This window comes from Leclercia sp. Colony189 (genome assembly GCF_009740165.1).
Classification (GTDB): Bacteria; Pseudomonadota; Gammaproteobacteria; order Enterobacterales; family Enterobacteriaceae; genus Enterobacter.
Genome location: NZ_CP046557.1, coordinates 1,773,048 through 1,795,979, shown reverse-complemented (window position 1 = coordinate 1,795,979; position 22,932 = coordinate 1,773,048). Strand labels below are relative to the sequence as shown.

At 58.0% G+C, this 22,932-nt stretch carries 19 protein-coding genes, 1 tRNA gene and 2 other RNA genes; 13 read left to right on the top strand and 9 right to left on the bottom strand.

Annotated features, from left to right (window positions below; genetic code table 11):
* Positions 1-214: 214 nt before the first annotated feature.
* The gene (locus GNG29_RS08395) at positions 215-1,120 is read right to left on the bottom strand and encodes a LysR family transcriptional regulator (protein ID WP_103179039.1); all 906 of its coding nucleotides are present in this window, start codon (positions 1,118-1,120) and stop codon (positions 215-217) included.
* A 110-nt stretch (positions 1,121-1,230) separates the two neighbouring features.
* Here GNG29_RS08395 and GNG29_RS08390 point away from each other — a divergent pair, with 110 nt between their 5' ends.
* The 5 genes from GNG29_RS08390 to GNG29_RS08370 all read left to right on the top strand — a co-directional run bounded on the left by GNG29_RS08390 (position 1,231) and on the right by GNG29_RS08370 (position 3,388).
* Complete coding sequence (locus GNG29_RS08390) at positions 1,231-2,091, top strand: pirin family protein (protein WP_103179038.1); 861 nt, start codon at positions 1,231-1,233, stop codon at positions 2,089-2,091.
* 20 nt (positions 2,092-2,111) lie between these two features.
* Positions 2,112-2,789, top strand: coding sequence for an isochorismatase family protein (locus tag GNG29_RS08385; RefSeq protein WP_103179037.1), 678 nt, complete (start codon positions 2,112-2,114; stop codon positions 2,787-2,789).
* 146 nt (positions 2,790-2,935) lie between these two features.
* Positions 2,936-3,023 (top strand) — tRNA-Ser (locus tag GNG29_RS08380).
* Between the two features lie 46 nt (positions 3,024-3,069).
* Positions 3,070-3,206: non-coding RNA, RtT sRNA (locus GNG29_RS08375), on the top strand.
* Positions 3,207-3,252: 46 nt separating this feature from the next.
* A non-coding RNA gene (locus GNG29_RS08370) (RtT sRNA) lies at positions 3,253-3,388 on the top strand.
* Positions 3,389-3,433: 45 nt separating this feature from the next.
* Here the strand turns inward: GNG29_RS08370 and GNG29_RS08365 are convergent.
* The 5 genes from GNG29_RS08365 to efeU all read right to left on the bottom strand — a co-directional run bounded on the left by GNG29_RS08365 (position 3,434) and on the right by efeU (position 9,964).
* The gene (locus GNG29_RS08365) at positions 3,434-4,927 is read right to left on the bottom strand and encodes a sodium:alanine symporter family protein (protein WP_156654265.1); all 1,494 of its coding nucleotides are present in this window, start codon (positions 4,925-4,927) and stop codon (positions 3,434-3,436) included.
* Positions 4,928-5,378: 451 nt separating this feature from the next.
* Positions 5,379-6,170, bottom strand: coding sequence for a phosphate starvation-inducible protein PhoH (phoH, locus tag GNG29_RS08360; RefSeq protein ID WP_168192048.1), 792 nt, complete (start codon positions 6,168-6,170; stop codon positions 5,379-5,381).
* Positions 6,171-6,671: 501 nt separating this feature from the next.
* Complete coding sequence (efeB, locus tag GNG29_RS08355; RefSeq protein WP_103823669.1) at positions 6,672-7,955, bottom strand: iron uptake transporter deferrochelatase/peroxidase subunit; 1,284 nt, start codon at positions 7,953-7,955, stop codon at positions 6,672-6,674.
* 4 nt (positions 7,956-7,959) lie between these two features.
* Positions 7,960-9,087 (bottom strand): iron uptake system protein EfeO, encoded by a 1,128-nt coding sequence (gene efeO / locus GNG29_RS08350; protein WP_156654264.1) that lies wholly within the window; start codon positions 9,085-9,087, stop codon positions 7,960-7,962.
* Positions 9,088-9,130: 43 nt separating this feature from the next.
* Positions 9,131-9,964 (bottom strand): iron uptake transporter permease EfeU, encoded by an 834-nt coding sequence (gene efeU / locus GNG29_RS08345; protein WP_156654263.1) that lies wholly within the window; start codon positions 9,962-9,964, stop codon positions 9,131-9,133.
* Between the two features lie 250 nt (positions 9,965-10,214).
* On the opposite strand from efeU, the gene GNG29_RS08340 reads away from it, so the two are divergent.
* Positions 10,215-11,399, top strand: a complete 1,185-nt coding sequence (locus GNG29_RS08340; RefSeq protein ID WP_156654262.1) for a NupC/NupG family nucleoside CNT transporter — start codon at positions 10,215-10,217, stop codon at positions 11,397-11,399.
* 96 nt (positions 11,400-11,495) lie between these two features.
* Here the strand turns inward: GNG29_RS08340 and GNG29_RS08335 are convergent, their stop codons facing one another.
* Entirely contained in the window at positions 11,496-11,915 is a 420-nt protein-coding gene (locus tag GNG29_RS08335) for a DUF3574 domain-containing protein (protein ID WP_156654261.1), read from the bottom strand.
* Positions 11,916-12,018: 103 nt separating this feature from the next.
* Complete coding sequence (gene putP, locus GNG29_RS08330; RefSeq protein ID WP_103179028.1) at positions 12,019-13,527, bottom strand: sodium/proline symporter PutP; 1,509 nt, start codon at positions 13,525-13,527, stop codon at positions 12,019-12,021.
* A gap of 420 nt (positions 13,528-13,947) precedes the next feature.
* On the opposite strand from putP, the gene putA reads away from it, so the two are divergent.
* A complete protein-coding gene (gene putA, locus GNG29_RS08325; protein ID WP_156654260.1) occupies positions 13,948-17,910 on the top strand; it encodes a trifunctional transcriptional regulator/proline dehydrogenase/L-glutamate gamma-semialdehyde dehydrogenase in 3,963 nt (1,320 codons plus the stop codon).
* 112 nt (positions 17,911-18,022) lie between these two features.
* The gene (locus GNG29_RS08320) at positions 18,023-18,418 is read left to right on the top strand and encodes a lysozyme inhibitor LprI family protein (protein WP_103179026.1); all 396 of its coding nucleotides are present in this window, start codon (positions 18,023-18,025) and stop codon (positions 18,416-18,418) included.
* On the opposite strand, the gene rutR is transcribed toward GNG29_RS08320, so the two are convergent.
* Positions 18,415-19,053 (bottom strand): HTH-type transcriptional regulator RutR, encoded by a 639-nt coding sequence (rutR, locus tag GNG29_RS08315; RefSeq protein ID WP_103179025.1) that lies wholly within the window; start codon positions 19,051-19,053, stop codon positions 18,415-18,417. The two genes, GNG29_RS08320 and rutR, sit on opposite strands and share 4 nt — an antisense overlap.
* 290 nt (positions 19,054-19,343) lie before the next feature.
* Between rutR and rutA the strand changes: the two genes are divergently transcribed.
* Genes rutA through GNG29_RS08290 form a run of 5 tightly spaced genes read left to right on the top strand, consistent with a single transcriptional unit; the run spans position 19,344 to position 22,932 of the window.
* Positions 19,344-20,435: a pyrimidine utilization protein A gene (gene rutA / locus GNG29_RS08310; protein WP_156654259.1), complete on the top strand. Its 1,092-nt coding sequence runs from the start codon at positions 19,344-19,346 to the stop codon at positions 20,433-20,435.
* Positions 20,435-21,127, top strand: coding sequence for a pyrimidine utilization protein B (gene rutB, locus GNG29_RS08305; RefSeq protein WP_156654258.1), 693 nt, complete (start codon positions 20,435-20,437; stop codon positions 21,125-21,127). The genes rutA and rutB overlap by 1 nt, the downstream gene beginning before the upstream one ends.
* Positions 21,128-21,138: 11 nt before the next feature.
* The gene (gene rutC, locus GNG29_RS08300; protein WP_156654257.1) at positions 21,139-21,525 is read left to right on the top strand and encodes a pyrimidine utilization protein C; all 387 of its coding nucleotides are present in this window, start codon (positions 21,139-21,141) and stop codon (positions 21,523-21,525) included.
* A 7-nt stretch (positions 21,526-21,532) separates the two neighbouring features.
* Positions 21,533-22,345, top strand: coding sequence for a pyrimidine utilization protein D (gene rutD / locus GNG29_RS08295; RefSeq protein ID WP_156654256.1), 813 nt, complete (start codon positions 21,533-21,535; stop codon positions 22,343-22,345).
* A complete protein-coding gene (locus GNG29_RS08290) occupies positions 22,342-22,932 on the top strand; it encodes a malonic semialdehyde reductase (RefSeq protein WP_103179020.1) in 591 nt (196 codons plus the stop codon). Before rutD ends, GNG29_RS08290 begins: the two co-directional genes overlap by 4 nt.

Here is a 22,932-nt window from a genome sequence, read left to right as displayed (position 1 = left end):
TGAGAACCCCCGACCGGGGTTCGACAACTGGCGACAGCCAGTACATGTCGGGTGGCGCTACGCTTACCCGACCTATGAAACCCAAATCCAGCCTCGATTCCGTAGGCCTGATAAGCGCAGCGCCATCAGGCATTTTGCCTTAATGCAATACCGCGCGCTCTGGAAGCGTCGGGTGGCGCCAGGCTTACCCGACCTACGAAACCCAAACCCGGCCTCACTCCTCCACCATCCGCGCATACTCCCCGGTCAAAAAATCCACCAGCGTCCTGACTGACGGCAACAGCCCGCGCCGGGAGGGATAGACCGCATGGATCACTTCCCGGCGTGGCTCCCACTCTTCCAGCACTTTTATTAATGTCCCGGACGCCAGTTGCTCTTTGACCATCAAAATGGGTAACTGCACCAGCCCCACGCCCGCTATCGCCGCCTCCCGCAGCGCCAGCATATCGGTGGTCATCAGGCGCGGCTGAAAATGGATCTCCGCTTTTGCCCCCTCCGGCCCGCTTAGCGCCCACTTATGAACCTGTCTCCCCTCCCCCAGACTCAGGCCCGGCCAGGCGCTGAGCTCCGATGGCGTGGCCGGCACACCCAGACGCTGGATCAACTGCGGACTCGCCACCAGGCAGTGCCCTCTGTCGGCAAGCACCCGCAACACCAGATCGCTGTCATCAAATGGGCGAGGACGCACACGGATGGCGATATCAACACCCTCCGCCACCAGATCCACCCGCCGGTTGGTCGCCTCAAGCTGCAGATTAATACCGGGGTAATGCGCCATAAACTTAGCCAGCATCGGCCCGACGTGGACGTGCAGCAGCGTGACCGGACAGGTGATCCGCACCAGGCCACGCGGTTCCGCCTGCAAGGCCGCGACCGCCTCCTCCGCTGCCTCGGCTTCTATCAGCATCGCCTTGCAGTGTTGATAGAAGGTCTGCCCCACTTCAGTAACCGTAAACTGCCGCGTTGTCCGCTGGATCAGACGTACCCCAAGCCGTGCCTCCAGTTGGGCAATCCGTCGGCTGAGCCGGGATTTTGGCAGATCGAGCGCCCGCCCGGCTGCCGCGAAACCGCCGTACTCGACCACTTTGACAAACCACGCGAAATCATTGAGATCCTGCATAACGTCCTCATCGTTCCATAAATGGAACAGTGCATGTCATTTTCACTATCTACCGGAATATTAACCCTGAATATAAGCTAATTACATCAACAGAACATCAGGAGAAACCGATGAAAAACGTAACAGGCATTTATACCGCACCCCGGCCGCACTGGGTTGGCGACGGTTTTCCGGTGCGTTCGATGTTTTCATACCAGACCCATGGTGAGCCACTGAGCCCATTTTTACTGCTGGATTACGCCGGGCCTTACTCGTTCCCGGCGGATGGCGCGAAACGCGGCGTGGGCCATCACCCGCACCGCGGCTTTGAAACGGTGACCATCGTCTATTCCGGCGAAGTTGAACACCGCGATTCCACCGGTAAAGGCGGCGTGATTGGCCCGGGTGACGTGCAGTGGATGACCGCAGGCTCCGGCATTTTGCATGAGGAGTTCCACTCAAGGGCCTTTGCGCAAAACGGAGGGGAACTAAAAATGTTGCAGCTGTGGGTCAACCTGCCCGCGAAGGACAAGATGACGGCGCCGGGCTATCAGAGCATCACAAAACGTCAGATCCCGGTGGTGACGCTACCTGACGACGGCGGATCGCTACGGGTGATCGCCGGACGCTACGAGGAGACCACCGGTCCGGCGCACAGTTACTCCCCGCTGAACGTCTGGGACATCGCCCTGCATCAGGGTAGCCATCTTACGCTCAGCCAACCTGAGGGCTGGAGCACCGCGCTGGTGGTGCTGGAGGGCAGCGTGACGGTGAACGGCGTCGCACAGGCAGGTGAAGCCCAGCTGGTGGTACTGAGCCAGCAAGGGGAGAAGCTGCATCTGGAAGCCAGCAGCGATGCCAAAGTGCTGCTGATGGCCGGGGAGCCGCTGAATGAACCCATCGTCGGCTACGGCCCGTTTGTGATGAACAGTAAAAGCGAAATCGCCGAAGCCGTTCGCGATTTCAATTCCGGCCGCTTCGGCCAGATCTGAAGGTAATAAAGGAGAGAATCATGTCTACCCCTGCTAACTTTAACGGCGCCCGTCCGGCCATTGATGTCGATGATGCGGTGATGTTGCTTATCGATCACCAGAGCGGCCTGTTCCAGACCGTGGGTGATATGCCGATGCCGGAACTGCGTGCCCGCGCCGCGGCGCTGGCAAAAATCGCTACTCTTGCGAATATCCCGGTGATCACCACTGCCTCCGTACCGCAAGGGCCAAACGGGCCGCTGATCCCGGAGATCCACGCCAATGCACCCCATGCGCAGTACGTGGCGCGTAAGGGTGAGATTAACGCCTGGGATAATCCGGACTTCGTCGCTGCTGTGAAGGCGACCGGGCGCAAGACGCTGATTATCGCCGGTACCATTACCAGCGTCTGCATGGCCTTCCCGTCGATCAGCGCGGTGGCCGACGGCTATAAGGTATTTGCGGTGATCGATGCGTCAGGCACTTACAGCAAAATGGCGCAGGAGATTACCCTGGCACGTATCGTCCAGGCTGGCGTCGTACCGATGGATACCGCCGCCGTCGCCTCGGAGATCCAGCGCACCTGGAATCGTGAAGATGCATCGCAGTGGGCAGAAGTCTATACCCATATCTTCCCGGCTTATCAGCTGCTGATTGAAAGCTACGGTAAAGCGCAAGAGGTCGTAAAGAACGGGGAAGCACTCGATTCACAGCGCTAATCGCCCGCTCCACGGCCTGAAAACCGTGGAGCTGCTTATTGCTTAACCGAACGCGCAGTAAAGCAGAAAATCTGCTTGACCGTTTTAGCCTGACTCCCTATAGTAGCGCCCCGTTGCCCCCGAGAGGAAAGGCAGCAAAACAATATGGTGAGGTGTCCGAGTGGCTGAAGGAGCACGCCTGGAAAGTGTGTATACGGCAACGTATCGGGGGTTCGAATCCCCCCCTCACCGCCATATTTAAAGAAGAGCTCGCATGCAAATGCGGGCTTTTTTTTCGCATGTTGCTCGCCTGTGAGGGGGGATGAGAATCCCCGACCGGGGTTCGACAACTGGCGCAGCCAGTTGGACAGACCGCGAACGCAGTGAGTGGGCTGCCCGTAGGGCGAGCGCAGCGAGTCAATCCCCCCCTCACCGCCATATTTAAAGAAGAGCTCGCATGCAAATGCGGGCTTTTTTTTCGCATGTTGCTCGCCTGTGGGGGGGATGAGAATCCCCGACCGGGGTTCGACAACTGGCGACAGCCAGTTGGACAGACCGCGAACGCAGTGAGTGGGCTGCCCGTAGGGCGAGCGCAGCGAGTCAATCCCCCCTCCCTACGCTATTAAAAAAAAGCCCGTACTTTCGTACGGGCTTTTTTCGCGCCATCAGCTTATTGTACGGCCTCCCGGCAGAGAAGATGTCTGATCCGGGTTCACACCTTTTTCATCTTTACGTTCCTTAACCCAGTGATCGGCATTTTTAATCCCAAGCCGGATCGGGTCAAATTGTGGATCGATACCTTGCGCTTTCTGCGTTTCATAATCTTTAAGGCTGGCAAATGCTTTTTTATGTAAAAGAACAATTGCAATAATGTTAAGCCACGCCATCAACCCGACCCCAATATCGCCCAGACCCCATGCCAGCTCCGCAGTACGCACGGTGCCATATACCGTGGAGGTTAACAGGAATATTTTCAGCAAGAACGTCAGCCATGGGCGGTTAATTTTGCGGTTGATAAAGGCAATATTTGTTTCAGCAATATAGTAGTAGGCAATAATAGTGGTGAAGGCAAAGAAGAACAGCGCAATGGCGACAAAGTAGTTACCAAAACCAGGCATCATACTTTCCATCGCGGTCTGCACATAGCCAGGGCCTGCTGCCACACCTGCGATGCCGGTGTAGATTGCCGCGCCATCAACGCCCTGAACATTATACAAGCCGGTGATCAACAGCATAAAACCGGTAGCGGAGCAGACGAACAGCGTGTCGATATAGACTGAGAAAGCCTGAACCAGCCCCTGTTTCGCCGGATGACTGACTTCGGCCGCTGATGAAGCATGTGGCCCTGTACCCTGCGCCGCTTCGTTGGAATAAACCCCGCGCTTAACGCCCCACATGATCGCCTGCCCCAGAACGGCGCCAAAGCCCGCTTCGAGGCCAAATGCACTTTTCCAGATCAGCAGAATAACGGAAGGAAGCTGTTCAATATTAATGGCGATAATAACGCAGGCCACAATAATATAACCGAGCGCCATAAAAGGAACGACCATGCTGCTAAAGCTGGCGATCCTTTTTACACCACCGAAAATAATGAAGCTTAACAGTATGGCCAATATTGCGGCGGTAACATTCGGATTAAGTCCGAAGGCAATATCCAGGCTGGCACCAATAGAGTTTGCCTGTACGCCTGGAAGTAATAAGCCGCAGGAGAAAATAGTCACTACAGCAAATAACCATGCATACCATTTTACGCCCAGCCCTTTTTCAATATAAAAGGCAGGACCGCCACGATATTCACCGTTAATTTTCTCTTTATAAACCTGACCCAGCGTGGATTCAACAAAAGCAGAGCTGGCACCCAAAAAGGCTACCATCCACATCCAGAACAGCGCGCCAGGACCACCAAAGGTAATGGCGGTCGCTACGCCGGCAATATTCCCGGTCCCCACACGTCCTGCCAGCGTCATCGTCAGTGCCTGAAACGACGACACCCCTGCATCGGTGGCGCGCCCCTGAAACATCAGCGCGACCATATGTTTAACATGGCGTAATTGCAGAAAGCGACTACGCAGTGAGAAATAGAGGCCGACACCCAGGCATAAAAATATTAACGCCGGGCTCCAGATAACACCATTAATTGCACCAACCAGTTCGTTCATGTATGGCCCTCAGCGTGATGGTCCAGAGAAAACGGATTCCCTGGAAGTTTCTTTATAGAATTGTGTTTGGATTACTACGAAACATAGATAATAGCCCGAAAGAGACCAACTTAATATTCGCGTGGCAGTAATGAATTGTGACAACATTCACGTTTAATTGATTATTTATAATTAGCCTGCTCATGATTTTCATACATATTTTGTGGGTATTATGATTTAATATCACACTTCTGCATTTTTTATTAAAAAGCCCATTTGAATTAACGTTAAGACTTATAGATACAGCAAAACGTTGCGTAATACCCGGCATTTTCTATACGAAATAAGTATGACATCATCATAATGTGATCTTTAAATAGACAACCCCACAGAAGTGTTTTGACAGACGCAGCTTCCCGGCATTGCGCCGGGAAGGGATTGCAGAAGAAAGTAAAACGAGAAGGTTATACCATTACCGGGAATAGACCTGCAGCGTCCGCTGGCACAGCGCCGAGCGCACGCAATCGTCTTTATTGAAACGCACAATGCCCACCATCTCATCTTCCTCAAAACGTGCCAGCGCGTCGCTCAGCCCGGACGGAACCCCCGCCGGCAGGTCGCACTGGGTGATATCGCCATTGACGATAACCGTCACGTTCTCCCCGAGGCGCGTTAAGAACATCTTCATTTGCGCAGCAGTTACGTTCTGAGCCTCGTCGAGAATCACAACTGCATTTTCAAATGTACGTCCGCGCATATAGGCGAACGGCGCAATTTCAACCTTACCGATTTCGGGACGCAGGCAGTACTGCATAAAAGAGGCCCCCAGACGCTTCACCAGCACGTCATAAACGGGCCGGAAATACGGCGCAAATTTCTCCGAAATATCACCGGGCAAGAAGCCGAGATCTTCATCGGCCTGCAACACCGGCCGGGTGACAATGATCTTGTCGACATCTTTGTGAATCAGAGCCTCTGCCGCTTTGGCTGCACTTATCCACGTTTTCCCACACCCGGCTTCACCGGTGGCGAAAATAAGCGACTTATTCTCAATAGCATTCAGGTACTGCGCCTGAGCGTCGTTGCGTGCCGCAATTGGAGTTGTATCACGGCAGTCCCGCGCCATGCCAATTGCTTCAACACCACTCATCTGCACAAGCGAGGTGACCGACTCTTCTTCACGCTGTTTATGGCTACGTGAATCCCGTCTCAGCACACGTTTTGCTTCACGACGAGCTTTGATCACTGCTTTTTGTCTTCCCATGGATAGCACCTTGAGTTGTTGGTATTCATCACTCGCACCAGAGTCGGTGCGATTAGGCGAACAAACATCTGAGGGTTGGCTTCCTTCTAAGCCATAGCTTGCTTGGTTAAATGACCCGGCCGAATCGCTATGCTCACCATTCGTCAGGTCGGAAAAATCAGGATTTGCTGTGGAGGGGGAGAATTTTTCGGTGAAGAGATCGCTGCCGGAGTGTGGGCCTCCGCGCCGTGTGCTGCGGTTGTTGCGTTTACCATGTCCAGTTGAGGACCCAACCATTCGCGATCTCCAGAGTGATTCATGTTCACTGTAAGGTTTACCGCTTTCTTAATTTAAGTACATCAGGATTTAGCATGAATGCAACATTATTTTTACCTGAATGCAACTTTTAAGATTCGCCTGACAGCGATACTTAGTCTGCTATGGGGATATTACAGAATTATAACAAAGAGATAGCGGGACGAGAAAAAAACTGTCCCGCTTAAGGGGTAAGCGGGACGGTATTCAGGCCTCAAGCAGCCCCTGAGCAAGCCAGCCGTTTTTATCCTGTACGCCAGGCAGCGCAAAGAAGTAGCCTCCGCCAATGGGTTTGACGTACTCTTCCAGCGCCTCGCCGTTCAGGCGTTTCTGCACGGTCAAAAAGCCCTTCTCCAGATCGTGCTGGAAACAGACAAACAGCAGCCCCATATCCAGCTGACCGGAATTGGTCACCCCCAGCGAGTAGCTGTAGCCCCGGCGCATCATCAGGTTTTGTTCGGTCTCCTGAGTGCGCGGGTTGGCGAGGCGGATATGACTGTCGAGGGCGATAACATTGCCCTCCGGGTCGCTGGCGTAATCCGGCACGTCGTGCTCGTTCTTCATGCCCAGCGGCGCACCGCTCTGCTTGTCGCGGCCAAAAATGGTCTGCTGTTCTTTCAGCGGCGTCCGGTCCCAGAACTCCACGCGGAACTGAATAATGCGTACAGCCTGATAGCTGCCGCCCACCGCCCAGGCCGGTTCGCCCTGATCGGCGGTCACCCACACCACCCGATCCATTAATGGCCCATCCTGGCTGTTGGGGTTGGCGGTGCCATCCTTAAAGCCGAGCAGGTTCACCGGGGTCTCTTTGCCTTTGCTGCGCGCGGCGTGGTCAGAGATAAACCCTTCCCGCTTCCAGCGCACGCTTAACAGATCCGGGGTGTGCTTGATGAGATCCCGCAGGGCGTGGATCACCGTGTCCTGGGTATTGGCGCAGATCTGGATCAGCAGATCGCCATGGCACAACGCCGCATCCAGGGAGTCATTCGGGAAGCGCACCATCTTCTGCAACGATTTCGGTTTCTGCGCCGCCAGACCAAAGCGGTCATCAAACAGCGAGGCTCCCAGCGACACCGTCATGGTGAGGTTATCCGGGGCGATATAGCTCCCCAGAATACCGGAATCCATCGGCGGCAGACGCGGGTTCGGCGTCTCAGGTGCCGGGCCGCCGGTGGTCAGAAAAGTAATGCGCTGGGTCAGGAGGCGGAACAGGCGCTCCAGCTCGCTTTTATCGCTGGCGAGCACGTCAAAAGCCACCAGCATCATCGAAGCCTGCTGCGGGGTTAAGATCCCGGCCTGATGCAGGCCGTGAAACGGCTGCGTCTCCATTCGCGCATCCGGGGAGAGCGTGCCCGGCGCACTCTGCGGTTTTGCCGCATGCGCCACCGGACAGCCACCCGCCAGAGCAAGGGCGCCGCCAAGCGCCCCTACCCCTTTTAACAACCGACGTCGTGAAGGTTCAGCCACGTCGTACTCGTCATGCTTGTTCATCAACTTAGTCCAGACCCAGTACGCCACGCAGCTGCGCCAGATCTTCCGCCAGGGTGGTAATCGGCCCTTTCAGGGCATTACGGTCGGCATCGGTCAGCTTGTCGTAAGTCTCAAAGCCCTCTTTGGTGCGGTACTTCGCCAGAATGGTATTCACTTTCTTAAAGTTGGCATCCACTTTTTCCAGCAGGGCGCTGTTATCTTTTTGCAGCTGAGGACGCAGCAGGTCAACGATCTTCTGCGCGCCTTCGACGTTGGCCTGGAAGTCCCACAGGTCGGTATGGCTGTAGCGATCTTCTTCCCCGCTGATCTTGCTGGCGGCCACTTCTTCAATCAGCCCTGCCGCGCCACCCACCACTTTTGAGGGCGGGAAGGCCAGCTCGCTGATGCGTTTTTGCAGCTCCAGCACGTCGCTGTTCAGCTGCTCCGCGTACTGCTCCATCCCTTTGGTGGAGTTGTCGCCAAACAGCGCTTTCTCCAGGCGGTGGAAACCGGTGAATTTCGGATCGGCGGCTTTCTGCTCGTAATCGTCTTCACGGGCGTCGATGCTGCCATCGAGATCCGAGAAGAGCTCGGCAATCGGCTCGATACGCTCGTAGTGCTGACGGGTCGGCGCATAGAGGGATTTCGCTTTTTCCATATCGCCCGCTTTCACCGCGTCGGTAAAGGCTTTGGTACCCGCGACCAGATCCGCGGTCTCTTGAGTGACGTACGCTTTATAGGCGGTAATGGCATCGCCGAGGCTCAACAGCGCGTCGCCTTTGGCGGCATCGGCGGTGGCGGCACCTTTCACGATCAGCTTGCCTTTCGGGTTGGTCAGCAGGCCGCAGGTCATGTCGTATTCGCCCGGCTCAAGGTTGGCGGTCATCTTCTGGCTAAAGCCCGGCGCGATGTTTTCCCGCTCTTCCACCACCATCACCCCTTTCAGGATCTCCCACTCCAGCGCTTTCTGGCTGTGGTTCTGAATGATGAACTGCGTTTTACCGCTATTGACCGTGATGGTCATCGGCTCACACTGTTTATCATTGACGGTAACTTTTACCTGTGGAACATCCGCGGCCTGTGCGGCGAATGCAGAAACGATCAGCGCTGCCACGCTAGCCTGTAATGCACTGCGACGAAAGTGGATTGCCATGACTTTTCCCTTTTAAAAGTATGTTGTAACTACAATGAGCACTTCAGGGCGCAGTACGCGACGGCTGAGCGCTGGGGCGCGATGGCATAAAGAACAGCGCCAGCGCCGGAATAAGATAGATAAAGTACACCGCCACTTCGCTGACGCTCGGCGTCTCCTGATAGCCAAAGATCCCCTCCAGCAGGGTGCCGGTCAGCGAATGGGTAGAGAGGACGTTACTAAGATCGAACGCCACCTCCTGGAAGTGGTTCCACAGGCCCGCCTCATGGAAGGCGCGGATCGCTCCCGCGGCCAGTCCGGCGGCCACCAGCAGAATAAACAGGCTGGTCCATTTGAAGAAGGCGCCCAGATTGAGACGAATGCCGCCCCAATAGAGCAGGAAACCGAGCACCACCGCGGTCGCCAGGCCCAGCACCGCGCCCAGCGGCGGCCAGATCCCAACATCCTGCTGGAAGGCGGCCAGCAGGAAGAAGACCGACTCCAGCCCTTCACGCGCCACGGCGAAAAAGACCATCATGATCAGCGCCCAGCCGTGGCTCTTGCCCTTCGCCAGCGCGCTGTCCACCGCCTGCTCCAGCTGGACTTTGACGTTACGGGACACTTTACGCATCCAGAAGACCATCCAGGTGAGGATCACCACCGCAATCAGGGCCACGATCCCTTCAAACAGCTCCTGCTCTTTTTGCGGGAATTCACCGGTGGTTTCGTTGATGGCAATGCCCAGGCCCAGGCAGAGGGCGGCAGCAAGGAAGACGCCAATCCACATCACGCCGATCCAGCGGCTCCGCTGGGTACGTTTCAGATAGCTGGCGATAAGACTGACAATTAAGGCTGCTTCGAGCCCTTCACGTAACATAATGAGGAATGGAACAAACATGCGACACCTTAAATGTTTTTCGCCGTCAACTGATGCAAAGAAAGGTAAATTCTTGTGATAGTGATTATCATTACGGCAATAAGAAATACAAGCGAAATATGCTGCATTTTGATGACAGGATGTAAACCCGTACCGGGAAAATAGTCACATAAGTGACTAAAAGGTGAATAAGTTATAACGTAAATGCCCATTTACGCTCTCAGCAGGCTGTGGCTAAATATGCGCCTCATTAATCTGCTGAAAATCAACTATGTATCAATTCCTGCACTTCTTGCTGGCGCTGGTGGTTATCCTTGCGCTGGCCTGGCTGGTGAGCTTCGACCGCCGCAACGTCCGTATTCGCTACGTCATTCAACTCATTGTCATTGAGATTGCGCTGGCCTTCTTTTTCCTCCATGCCGAAAGCGGCCTGTTTGTTATTCAGTATGTCTCGGGCTTCTTTGAATCGTTGCTGAAATATGCCGCCGAAGGGACCAACTTTGTCTTTGGCGGGATGGGAGAAAAAGGGCTGGCATTTATTTTCCTTGGAGTGTTGTGCCCGATTATTTTTATTTCCGCACTGATCGGCATTCTGCAACACTGGCGTATTCTGCCGGTGGTAATTCGCATAGTCGGCACCCTGCTGTCGAAAGTGAACGGCATGGGCAAGCTGGAGTCGTTTAACGCCATCAGCTCCCTGACGCTGGGCCAGTCGGAAAACTTTATTGCTTACAAAGGGGTGCTGGGCGATCTCTCCTCGCGTCGTCTGTTCACCATGGCGGCCACCGCCATGTCCACCGTGTCGCTCTCCATCGTCGGCGCCTATATGACGATGCTGGAAGCAAAATATGTGGTCGCGGCGCTGATCCTGAATATGTTCAGCACCTTTATCATCCTCACGGTGATTAACCCGACCCGCCCGGAAGCGGAGCCGGAAATTAAGCTGGAGAAGATGCATGAGTCCCAGAGTTTCTTTGAGATGCTGGGGGAATATATTCTGGCTGGCTTCAAAGTGGCGATGATAATTCTGGCGATGCTGATTGGCTTTATTGCCCTGATCAGCGCCGTCAACGCTCTCTTCTCCAGCCTGTTTGGCTTGAGCTTCCAGCAGATTCTGGGCTATGTCTTCTATCCCCTGGCCTGGCTGGTGGGTATTCCGCTGAGCGATGCCCTGCACGCGGGCGGCATTATGGCGACTAAACTGGTGGCGAACGAGTTCGTGGCGATGATCGAGCTGCAAAAAATTGCCGTAGAGATGACCCCGCGCGGGCTGGGCATTTTGTCGGTGTTCCTGGTCTCCTTCGCGAACTTTGCCTCTATCGGTATTGTCGCCGGGGCGATTAAGGGGCTGAATGAGAAGCAGGGCAACGTGGTGTCACGCTTCGGTCTGCGTCTGGTGTATGGCGCGACGCTGGTGAGTCTGTTGTCGGCGAGCTTTGCGGGATTAGTGTTGTAGTTTGTTGCCCGGCGGCGCTGCGCTTGCGCGGGCTTACAGGATAAGTAGGCCGGGTAAGCGCTAGCGCCACCCGGCAAACAGGCCGCACCGGTCTTATCAGAACTGCACGCACACCGGCTGGTCAACGCGCATCACCGACTCCTGGGCGAAGCGCGTTTTATAGATCCCGCGCAGCGCCTCGATATTGCTCTCACTTTGCGCATCTTTACCGTGGATCAGCATCAGCGCCTTGCTCGACTCACGCGCCACTTTTCCGTCGTTACCCAGCCACTGCCCGCGGGCATCAAACACCGTTAAGCCATCACGAAAACGCGGCGTCACGTCCTGATCCACAAACTGCTGCCATTCCTGGCCGGTGATCGCCTCCCCTGCCGGACGGTTCAGGCCGAAAAAGAGGGTGGTTTGCTGCATCTGGTTATCGGCTTTGCAGGTGTTGTCCGCGGTGCTGTGTGAGGGGGCATTACAGCCTGCCAGCAGTAAAATCGCGCCTGCCACAAGCCCGTTTTTAAATCTCATTCTTCGCTATCCTCATTGTAATTTGCCCTGCGATATCAGCGTAAATCACGGAAATTAGCAATAAAAAAAGCCGGGCAAGCCCGGCTTATAGCGTGTCTGTCACTTACTGCGCCTGCAACTTCGTTGGCGCGGTGGTGTGGTACTGGGCGTCGGCTTCCGCAAAGCGTTTCTGCATTGAGGTAGAGGGGGCTTTACCCATCAGGCTGAAGACCACGATCCCGATGCTGCCGAAGATAAAGCCCGGAATGATTTCATACAGGCCCAGCCAGGCGAACTGCTTCCAGACGATAACGGTAACCGCACCGATGATCATCCCCGCCAGGGCGCCATTGCGAGTCATGCGGGACCACATCACGGAGAACAGCACCACCGGACCAAAGGCGGCACCAAAGCCCGCCCAGGCGTAGCTCACCAGACCCAGCACGCGGTTTTCCGGGTTTGACGCCAGCGCGATGGCGACCAGCGCCACCACCAGCACCATAAAGCGACCGACCCACACCAGCTCTTTCTGGCTGGCGCCCTTACGCAGGAAGGCTTTGTAGAGATCTTCCGTGATGGCACTGGAGCAGACCAGCAGCTGGCAGCTCAGGGTGGACATCACCGCCGCCAGAATAGCGGAGAGCAGAATACCGGCGATCCACGGGTTAAACAGCACCTGCGCCAGCTCGATAAACACACGCTCGGCGTTCTGGTTTACTGCACCTGCCAGCGACGGGTTGTTGTTGAAGTAGGCGATACCGAAGAAGCCCACCGCACAGGCGCCGCCCAGGCAGAGGATCATCCACGCCATACTGATACGACGGGCATGGACGATGGTGTGGTGCGAATCCGCCGCCATAAAGCGCGCCAGGATGTGCGGCTGACCGAAGTAACCCAGCCCCCAGCCCATCAGCGACACGATGGCAACAAAGTTCAGCCCTTTCAGCATATCGACGTTTTCGATGCTCTTCTGCTGAATCACCGCCAGGGAGTCACCCAGGCCGCCTACCGACAGGATCACAATCACTGGGGTCAGGATCAGGGCAAAAATCATCAGGCTGGCCTGCACGGTATCGGTCCAGCTGACGGCCAGGAACCCGCCTACGAAGGTGTAGAGGATGGTCGCCGCCGCGCCCGCCCACAGTGCGGTTTCATAGCTCATGCCGAAGGTGCTTTCGAACAGGCGCGCGCCTGCCACGATGCCGGAGGCACAGTAGATGGTGAAGAACAGCAGAATAACTAACGCGGAGATAATACGCAGGATGCGGCTGTTATCTTCGAAACGGCCGGTGAAGTAGTCCGGCAGGGTCAGGGCGTTGTTGTTAGCTTCGGTGTGCACGCGCAGACGCCCGGCCACCAGCTTCCAGTTAATCCATGCCCCCAGCGTCAGACCGATGGCGATCCAGCTTTCTGAAATACCGGAGATAAAGATGGCGCCCGGCAGCCCCATCAGCAGCCAGCCGCTCATATCCGACGCGCCCGCAGAGAGCGCCGTCACGAACGGCCCAAGGCTTCGCCCGCCGAGGATGTAGTCGTCAAAGTTCTTGGTAGAACGCCACGCAAGGAACCCTATCAGGATCATGCCAAAAATATAGATAAGAAATGTCACCAGCATCGGTGTGCTAATTGCCATTTAAATACTCCGCAAAGATGTTCGACAGCCTTTTTGACCGTCTTTATTACACCCCCGGAACGAGAGGGTGATGATGTGTGTTTCTGTTGGCCGCGCGTATCCTGCCGTATGCGCCTCCATGACACAAATGATTTAACACTGCATTTACATGAATTTCATCCCCGGTTTCACACCAGATTCCTGGAGGTTGCACTCGCTCACGTTTTTTGAGGTTGCACCTGCAAAAAGTGTTAAGCGCCGCATGAAACCAGGGTTGATCGCTAAAATCCACAACTTTTTTGCGGTTAACTATCACGTAACATTCCATTCATTTTCCAGCTTGCAAACCGGGTCACATTTAACGTGGTTGCACAAAGTTGCAACATAGTGGATATTTCACGTTAACTACACTAGCGCTACTGAATCACAGGAGTTTTTGGCATGGGCATGACCACCATGGGGGTTAAGCTGGATGATGCGACCCGCGAACGGATTAAATCGGCTGCGACCCGAATTGACCGCACGCCACACTGGTTAATCAAGCAGGCTATCTTTAACTATCTGGAAAAACTGGAGAGCGACGACGCCCTGCCAGAGCTGCCTGCCCTGCTGGCCGGTGCCGCCAACGAGAGCGACGATAGCGCCGAGGCGATCGAAGAGGTCCACCAGCCGTTCCTTGAATTTGCCGAGCAGATCCTGCCCCAGTCGGTGAGCCGCGCGGCCATTACCGCCGCTTACCGTCGCGCCGAGACCGACGCCGTGCCGATGCTGCTGGAACAGGCGCGTCTGCCGGAGCCAGTCGCCTCCCAGGCCCACAGTCTGGCGTATCAGCTTGCCGAAAAACTGCGTAACCAGAAAACGGCCTCCGGGCGCGCCGGCATGGTGCAGAGCCTGCTGCAGGAGTTCTCCCTCTCCTCCCAGGAGGGCGTGGCGTTAATGTGCCTGGCGGAAGCGCTGCTGCGTATCCCGGACAAAGCGACCCGTGACGCGCTGATCCGCGACAAGATCAGCAACGGTAACTGGCATTCACACATTGGCCGCAGCCCGTCGCTGTTCGTTAACGCCGCCACCTGGGGCCTGCTGTTTACTGGCCGTCTGGTCTCCACCCACAACGAAGCGAGCCTCTCCCGCTCTCTGAACCGCATTATCGGCAAGAGCGGTGAACCGCTGATCCGTAAAGGCGTGGACATGGCGATGCGCCTGATGGGCGAGCAGTTCGTCACCGGCGAAACCATCGCCGAAGCGCTGGCTAACGCCCGCAAGCTGGAAGATAAGGGCTTCCGCTACTCCTATGACATGCTGGGCGAAGCGGCGCTGACCGCCGCCGACGCGCAGGCCTATCTGGTTTCTTACCAGCAGGCGATCCACGCCATCGGTAAAGCCTCCAACGGTCGCGGCATTTATGAAGGCCCGGGGATCTCCATCAAGCTCTCCGCCCTGCACCCGCGCTACAGCCGCGCCCAGTACGACCGGGTGATGGAAGAGCTCTATCCGCGCCTGAAGTCCTTGACCCTGCTGGCGCGCCAGTATGACATCGGGATCAACATCGACGCCGAAGAGGCTGACCGTCTGGAGATCTCCCTCGATCTGCTGGAAAAACTCTGCTTCGAGCCGGAGCTGGCGGGCTGGAACGGGATTGGCTTTGTCATTCAGGCCTACCAGAAACGCTGCCCGTTCGTCATTGATTACCTGATTGATCTCGCCACCCGCAGCCGTCGCCGCCTGATGATCCGTCTGGTGAAGGGCGCCTACTGGGACAGCGAGATCAAACGCGCGCAGATGGAAGGTCTGGAGGGTTATCCGGTCTATACCCGCAAGGTCTACACCGACGTCTCCTACCTCGCCTGCGCCAAAAAGCTGCTCGGCGTGCCGAACCTGATCTATCCGCAGTTCGCCACCCACAACGCCCACACCCTGGCGGCCATCTACCAGCTGGCCGGTCAGAACTACTATCCGGGCCAGTACGAGTTCCAGTGTCTGCACGGCATGGGTGAACCGCTGTACGAGCAGGTCACCGGTAAAGTGTCCGAGGGTAAACTGAATCGTCCGTGCCGTATCTACGCCCCGGTCGGTACTCACGAAACCCTGCTGGCGTACCTGGTGCGTCGTCTGCTGGAGAACGGGGCCAACACCTCCTTCGTTAACCGCATCGCCGATGCCACCCTGCCGCTGGATGAGCTGGTGGCCGACCCGGTACAGGCGGTGGAAAAGCTGGCCGCCCAGGAGGGGCAGGTTGGTCTGCCCCATCCGAAGATTGCCCTGCCGCGTGAGCTGTACGGCAATGGCCGCATCAACTCCGCGGGCCTCGATCTGGCGAACGAACACCGTCTGGCATCGCTCTCCTCGTCGCTGCTCAACAGCGCCCTGCAAAAATGGCAGGCGAAACCGATCCTGGAGCAGCCGGTCAGCAATGGCGAAATGCAGCCGGTGATCAACCCGGCCGAACCGAAAGACATTGTCGGCTTTGTCCGCGAAGCGACCGAAGAGGAAGTGGATCTGGCTCTCGACAGCGCGGTGAACAATGCGCCGATCTGGTTCGCCACCCCGCCGCAGGAGCGTGCAGCCATTCTGGAGCGCGCTGCGGTGCTGATGGAAGATCAGATGCAGCAGCTGATTGGCATTCTGGTGCGTGAGGCGGGTAAAACCTTCAGCAACGCCATCGCCGAAGTGCGCGAGGCCGTTGACTTCCTGCACTACTATGCCGGTCAGGTGCGTGACGATTTCGACAACGAAACCCATCGCCCACTGGGGCCGGTGGTCTGTATCAGCCCGTGGAACTTCCCGCTGGCGATCTTCACCGGCCAGATTGCCGCCGCCCTTGCCGCGGGTAACAGCGTGCTGGCCAAACCGGCGGAACAGACCCCGCTGATTGCCGCTCAGGGGATCAATATCCTGCTGGAAGCGGGTGTCCCTGCGGGCGTCGTGCAGCTGCTGCCGGGCCGCGGCGAGACCGTGGGTGCCAAACTCACCGCCGACAACCGCGTGCGCGGCGTAATGTTCACCGGCTCCACCGAAGTGGCCTCCCTGTTGCAGCGCAACATCGCCACCCGTCTGGATGCCCAGGGCCGTCCAACGCCGCTGATTGCGGAAACTGGCGGTATGAACGCGATGATCGTCGACTCCTCCGCCCTCACCGAGCAGGTGGTGGTGGATGTGGTGGCTTCGGCCTTCGACAGTGCCGGACAGCGCTGCTCTGCCCTGCGCGTACTCTGCGTGCAGGACGAAGTGGCCGATCACACCCTGAAAATGCTGCGTGGCGCGATGGCGGAGTGCCGGATGGGCAACCCGGGCCGTCTGACCACCGACATTGGCCCGGTGATCGACGCCGAAGCGAAAGCCAACATCGAAAACCACATCCAGGCGATGCGTGCGAAAGGCCGTCCGGTCTACCAGGCGGTGCGTGAGAACAGCGAAGATGCCCGCGAGTGGACCAGCGGCACCTTTGTGGCGCCAACCCTGATTGAACTGGCGAGCTTCGATGAACTGAAGAAAGAGGTGTTTGGCCCGGTGCTGCACGTGGTGCGTTACAACCGTAACAACCTCGACCAGCTGATCGCGCAGATCAACGCCTCCGGCTACGGTCTGACCCTGGGAGTGCATACCCGCATCGATGAAACCATCGCCCAGGTGACCGGCAGCGCCAACGTCGGCAACCTCTACGTGAACCGCAACATGGTCGGCGCCGTGGTCGGCGTGCAGCCGTTCGGCGGCGAAGGGCTGTCGGGCACCGGTCCGAAAGCCGGTGGTCCAATGTACCTCTATCGCCTGCTGGCTAACCGTCCGGCCAATGCGCTGGGCGTCACCCTGGCGCGTCAGGATGCGCAGTACGCGGTAGACACCCAGGTGAAAACGGTGCTGACCCAGCCGCTGGAAGCATTAAAAGCGTGGGCGGAAAAACGTCCTGAACTGCGCGAGCTGTGTCAGGAGTATGGCGAGCTGGCTCAGGCCGGTACCCAGCGCGTATTGCCAGGGCCAACGGGCGAGCGCAACACCTGGACGCTGATGCCGCGCGAGCGTGTGCTGTGCGTGGCGGATAACGAGCAGGATGCGCTGATCCAGCTGGCGGCGGCGATGGCGACCGGGTGTGAAGTGCTGTGGCCGGAAGATAGCCTGCACCGTGACCTGGCGAAGCAGCTGCCGAAGGCGGTGACGGAACGGATTCGTTTCGCCAAAGCTGATGTGCTGACCAGCCAGCCGTTCGACGCGGTGATCTATCACGGTGATTCCGACCAGCTGCGCGAGCTGTGCGAGCAGGTTGCGGCCCGCAGCGGGGCGATTGTCTCCGTGCAGGGCTTCGCCCGGGGTGAAACCAACCTGCAGCTGGAGCGTCTGTACGTGGAGCGTTCGCTCAGCGTGAACACCGCCGCAGCAGGGGGTAACGCCAGCCTGATGACCATCGGTTAAGCGTGCAATCTCTCCCCGGTGGCGCTACGCTTACCGGGGCTACAGAGGTGACATTCTGTTTTTGTAGGCCGGATAAGCACAGCGCATCCGGCTTTTTTATAGGGAGGGAAAGATGAAACGAGCTTTTATCGCCGGTGCCGCGTTACTGCTGAGCACCAGCGCGCTGGCGGATGAGTGCGCCAACGCCAGCACCCAGGCGGAGATGAACAGCTGCACCGCGCAGCAGTATCAGGCCGCGGATAAAACCCTGAACCAGACGTATCAGGCAGCCATCAAGCGCGCCGACGCCCCCCAGCGTGAGCTGCTGAAAAAGGCGCAACAGGCGTGGATCGCCCTGCGCGATGCTGACTGCGCCTTTATCGGCTCCGGCACTCAAGGCGGCTCCATTCAGCCGATGATTGTGAACCAGTGTCTGGCGGATAAAACCAACGAACGGGAAGCGTATCTGGCCACGCTGATGCAGTGTGAAGAGGGCGATTTAAGCTGCCCGCTGCCCCCGGGGAATTAACGCACCCGGATCCCTTCGATAATCATCCGCTCCACGTTCTCCACCGTGCTGTGGAAAAAGTCGTCATCCTTGAGCGTCTTGCCCGTCACCGCCTCCACCTGGGCGGAAAAATCGGCGTAGTGCTGGGTGGCGGCCCAGATCATAAAGATCAGATGGTGTGGATCGACCGGGGCCAGTCTGCCGGTGGCGACCCACCCGGCAATGATCGCTGACTTCTCATCCACCAGCGATTTCATATCCCCGCTCAGCACCGTTTTCAGCAGCGGTGCCCCCTGCAGCATCTCCAGACAGAACAGTCGCGACGCCTGAGGATAGTCCCGGGAGACCTCCAGCTTGAGGCGGATATACTGCTGGATCGCCACCAGCGGGGTGAGCTCCTCGCGAAACGCCTTCAGCGGGGCCAGCCAGATATCGAGGATCTGTTGCAGAACGGAGACGTACAGCGCCTCTTTGGAGGGAAAGTAGTAGAGCAGATTGGTTTTTGACACCCCCGCCAGCTCCGCTACCTGCTCCAGCCGGGTGCCGTGGATGCCAAACTGCGAGAAGGTCTCCAGCGCCGCCGCAAGGATCGCCTGTTTCTTCGCGCTCACCGCCTGCGAACGTTTACCGCCTGTCTTCACTGCGCCTTGTGCCATTTGCTCACTCCGTGTTGATCAGCTCCCAGCATAGCAAAACCCCTGCCTTACCACGACAATCTGCACCGCCACCGCGCACGACTGCCTGCTTTGTGTGCAACTATTTTGACCAGACAGTCCACTTTTATCACCAGCAATTCATCAACCATTTCTTAACACACTAATAACATTACAGATTTCAAAACTGGCACTCCCTTTGCAAAACCGAGACTACGCGGCTGAACAGGAGATGCAGGATGCAGCGCCACGTCTGACTTTCACCCCCAAGCTGAGATGAAGAGAGGTTCGTGATGAAAATTGGCGTATTCGTTCCCATTGGCAATAACGGCTGGTTGATCTCTACCCACGCGCCGCAGTACATGCCGACTTTTGAGCTGAACAAAGCCATCGTGCAGAAGGCAGAGCACTATCACTTCGATTTTGCCCTGTCGATGATCAAGCTGCGCGGTTTCGGCGGGAAAACCGAATTCTGGGATCACAACCTGGAGTCCTTCACCCTGATGGCGGGGCTGGCGGCGGTCACCTCCCGCATCCAGATCTACGCTACCGCCGCCACCCTGACCCTGCCTCCGGCCATCGTGGCGCGGATGGCCTCCACCATCGACACCATCTCCGGCGGACGCTTTGGCGTTAACCTCGTCACCGGCTGGCAGAAGCCGGAGTATGAGCAGATGGGGCTCTGGCCAGGTGATGACTATTTCGCCAGGCGCTATGACTACCTCACCGAGTATGTGCAGGTCCTGCGGGATCTGTGGGGCACCGGCAAGAGCGACTTCAAGGGCGAGTTCTTCACCATGAACGACTGCCGCGTCAGCCCCCAGCCGTCGGTGCCGATGAAGGTGATCTGCGCCGGGCAGAGCGATGCCGGGATGGACTTCTCGGCGAAATATGCCGACTTCAACTTCTGCTTCGGCAAAGGGGTTAACACCCCAACGGCCTTTGCCCCTACCGCTGCGCGCATGAAACAGGCCGCTGAAAAAACCGGGCGCGATGTCGGCTCCTATGTGCTGTTTATGGTCATTGCCGACGAGACCGACGAGGCGGCGCGGGCGAAGTGGGAGCACTACAAAGCCGGGGCCGACGACGAAGCTCTGAGCTGGCTCAGCGAGCAGAGCCAGAAGGACACCCGCTCCGGGGCCGACACCAACGTGCGGCAGATGGCCGACCCGACCTCGGCGGTGAATATCAACATGGGCACCCTGGTCGGCTCTTATGCCAGCGTGGCGCGGATGCTTGATGAGGTAGCCAGCGTGCCGGGTGCCGAAGGGGTGCTGCTGACCTTTGATGACTTTATTGCCGGGATTGAAACGTTTGGCGAGCGCATCCAGCCGCTGATGCAGTGCCGCGCCCATATTCCGGTTATGACAAAGGAGGTTGCGTGATGACCACTCTGCCCGCACGTCCGGAAGCCATCACCTTTGACGCCCAGCAGAGCGCGCTGATCGTGGTGGATATGCAGAACGCCTACGCCAGCCCTGGCGGCTATCTCGACCTCGCCGGGTTTGACGTCTCCGCCACCCGGCCGGTGATCGAGAATATCCGCACCGCGGTGGCCGCCGCCCGCAAGGCCGGGATGCTGATTATCTGGTTCCAGAACGGCTGGGATGAAGAGTATGTGGAGGCGGGGGGCCCTGGCTCGCCCAACTTCCACAAATCGAATGCGCTGAAAACCATGCGCCAGCGCCCGGAGCTGCACGGCAAACTGCTGGCGAAAGGCGGCTGGGATTATCAGCTGGTGAATGACCTGGTGCCGGAGCCGGGGGACATCGTGCTGCCGAAACCGCGTTACAGCGGCTTTTTCAACACCCCGCTGGACAGCATTTTGCGCAGCCGCGGCATCCGCCATCTGATCTTTACCGGCATCGCCACCAACGTCTGCGTGGAGTCCACCCTGCGCGACGGCTTCTTCCTGGAGTACTTCGGCGTGGTGCTGGAAGACGCCACCCACCAGGCGGGGCCGGCATTTGCCCAGCAGGCTGCGCTGTTCAACATCGAAACCTTTTTTGGCTGGGTTACTGACGTCGCCACCTTCTGCGACGCCCTTTCCCCTGCCGCTTATGCCCGTATCGCCTGAGGAGCTACCCTATGCCGAAATCTGTGATTATCCCCCAGGGGACCAGCACGCCGATTGCCCCCTTCGTCCCCGGCACCCTGGCGGACGGGGTGATTTACGTCTCGGGCACCCTGCCGTTCGACGCGGATAACAACGTGGTGTTTCCCGATGACCCAAAGGCGCAAACCCGCCACGTGCTGCAGACCATCCAGCGCGTTATCGAAACGGCGGGCGGGACGATGGCGGATGTGACCTTCAACAGCATCTTTATTACCGACTGGAAAAACTACGCCGCGATTAACGAGATCTACGCTGAATTTTTCCCCGGCGATAAACCGGCGCGCTTCTGCATTCAGTGCGGGCTGGTGAAACCCGAGGCGCTGGTGGAGATCGCCACTATTGCCCACATTGGCCGGTGAGGTTGCCATGAATCTTTCCATTTCACCGCCGCCCTTTGCGGACGCGCCGGTTGTGGTGCTGATCGCCGGACTGGGGGGCAGCGGCAGCTACTGGCTGCCCCAGCTCGCCGACCTTGAGCAAGGGTATCAGGTGGTCTGCTACGACCAGCGCGGCACCGGCAATAACCCCGGCGAGCTGCCGGAAGATTACACCCTGGCAGCGATGGCCGACGAGCTGTGGCAGGCGCTCTCTCTCGCAGGGATCGCGCGGTTCAGCGTGGTGGGCCATGCCCTGGGGGCGCTAATCGGCCTGCAGCTGGCAGTGGATCACCCGCAGGCGATCGGTGCCCTGGTATGCGTTAACGGCTGGCTGACGCTGAATCCGCATACCCGCCGCTGCTTCCAGATCCGCGAGCGGCTGCTGCATGCCGGAGGGGCGCAGGCGTGGGTGGAAGCCCAGCCGCTCTTTCTCTATCCCGCCGACTGGATGGCGGCCCGCCAGCCGCGCATGGAGGCCGAAGAGGCGCTGGCCCTGGCCCACTTCCAGGGCAAAAGCACCCTGCTGCGCAGGCTCAATGCCCTGAAGCGGGCCGATTTCAGCCGCCAGACGGCGCGCATTCACTGCCCGGTGCAGATACTTTGCGCCGCCGACGATCTGCTGGTGCCCTCAGTCTGTTCGGCAGAGCTGCATGCCGCCCTGCCCGGCAGCCTGCTTACCGTGATGCCCCGGGGCGGGCACGCCTGCAACGTGACCGAGCCGGAGGCGTTTAACGCCCTGCTGCAAAACGGGCTCGCCAGCCTGCTGCACCGCCACGAACGTTTACTGAAGGAGTTGCCATGAGTGAAGCCATCACCCCGACGGCGCAGCATGCGCTGTTTACCGAGGCGCGGACCCATAACGGCTGGCTGGATCGTCCGGTCAGCGACGAGACGCTGCGCGAAATCTATGACCTGATGAAATGGGGGCCCACCTCCGCCAACTGCTCTCCGGCGCGGATGGTCTTTATCCGCACCCCGGAAGGCAAAGAGAAGCTGCGCCCGGCCCTCTCCAGCGGCAACCTGCAAAAGACCCTCACCGCCCCGGTGACGGTTATCGTTGCCTGGGACAGCCAGTTTTACGAGCGACTGCCGGAGCTGTTCCCCCACGGCGATGCCCGGAGCTGGTTTACCGCCAGCCCGCAGCTCGCCGAGGAGACTGCCTTTCGCAACAGCACGATGCAGGCGGCCTATCTGATTGTCGCCTGTCGGGCGCTGGGGCTGGACACCGGGCCGATGTCCGGCTTTGACCGCGAAAAGGTGGACGCGGCCTTCTTCACCGGCAGCAATCTGAAAAGCAATCTGCTGATCAACATCGGCTACGGCGATACCCGCAAACTCTACGGACGACTGCCCCGCCTGAGTTTTGAAGACGCCTGCGGGCTGGCATAA

What these genes read in the sequence shown, in the direction of transcription:
- putA (WP_156654260.1), top strand. Translation starts at nt 13,948, where the DNA reads ATGGGCATGACCACCATGGGGGTTAAGCTGGATGATGCGACCCGCGAA.
- rutR (WP_103179025.1), bottom strand. Translation starts at nt 19,053, where the DNA reads ATGGCACAAGGCGCAGTGAAGACAGGCGGTAAACGTTCGCAGGCGGTG.
- rutC (WP_156654257.1), top strand. Translation starts at nt 21,139, where the DNA reads ATGCCGAAATCTGTGATTATCCCCCAGGGGACCAGCACGCCGATTGCC.
- GNG29_RS08335 (WP_156654261.1), bottom strand. Translation starts at nt 11,915, where the DNA reads ATGAGATTTAAAAACGGGCTTGTGGCAGGCGCGATTTTACTGCTGGCA.
- rutB (WP_156654258.1), top strand. Translation starts at nt 20,435, where the DNA reads ATGACCACTCTGCCCGCACGTCCGGAAGCCATCACCTTTGACGCCCAG.
- GNG29_RS08390 (WP_103179038.1), top strand. Translation starts at nt 1,231, where the DNA reads ATGAAAAACGTAACAGGCATTTATACCGCACCCCGGCCGCACTGGGTT.
- putP (WP_103179028.1), bottom strand. Translation starts at nt 13,527, where the DNA reads ATGGCAATTAGCACACCGATGCTGGTGACATTTCTTATCTATATTTTT.
- efeO (WP_156654264.1), bottom strand. Translation starts at nt 9,087, where the DNA reads ATGGCAATCCACTTTCGTCGCAGTGCATTACAGGCTAGCGTGGCAGCG.
- efeU (WP_156654263.1), bottom strand. Translation starts at nt 9,964, where the DNA reads ATGTTTGTTCCATTCCTCATTATGTTACGTGAAGGGCTCGAAGCAGCC.
- GNG29_RS08385 (WP_103179037.1), top strand. Translation starts at nt 2,112, where the DNA reads ATGTCTACCCCTGCTAACTTTAACGGCGCCCGTCCGGCCATTGATGTC.
- GNG29_RS08395 (WP_103179039.1), bottom strand. Translation starts at nt 1,120, where the DNA reads ATGCAGGATCTCAATGATTTCGCGTGGTTTGTCAAAGTGGTCGAGTAC.
- GNG29_RS08320 (WP_103179026.1), top strand. Translation starts at nt 18,023, where the DNA reads ATGAAACGAGCTTTTATCGCCGGTGCCGCGTTACTGCTGAGCACCAGC.
- GNG29_RS08365 (WP_156654265.1), bottom strand. Translation starts at nt 4,927, where the DNA reads ATGAACGAACTGGTTGGTGCAATTAATGGTGTTATCTGGAGCCCGGCG.
- rutD (WP_156654256.1), top strand. Translation starts at nt 21,533, where the DNA reads ATGAATCTTTCCATTTCACCGCCGCCCTTTGCGGACGCGCCGGTTGTG.
- GNG29_RS08340 (WP_156654262.1), top strand. Translation starts at nt 10,215, where the DNA reads ATGTATCAATTCCTGCACTTCTTGCTGGCGCTGGTGGTTATCCTTGCG.
- GNG29_RS08290 (WP_103179020.1), top strand. Translation starts at nt 22,342, where the DNA reads ATGAGTGAAGCCATCACCCCGACGGCGCAGCATGCGCTGTTTACCGAG.
- phoH (WP_168192048.1), bottom strand. Translation starts at nt 6,170, where the DNA reads ATGGGAAGACAAAAAGCAGTGATCAAAGCTCGTCGTGAAGCAAAACGT.
- rutA (WP_156654259.1), top strand. Translation starts at nt 19,344, where the DNA reads ATGAAAATTGGCGTATTCGTTCCCATTGGCAATAACGGCTGGTTGATC.
- efeB (WP_103823669.1), bottom strand. Translation starts at nt 7,955, where the DNA reads ATGAACAAGCATGACGAGTACGACGTGGCTGAACCTTCACGACGTCGG.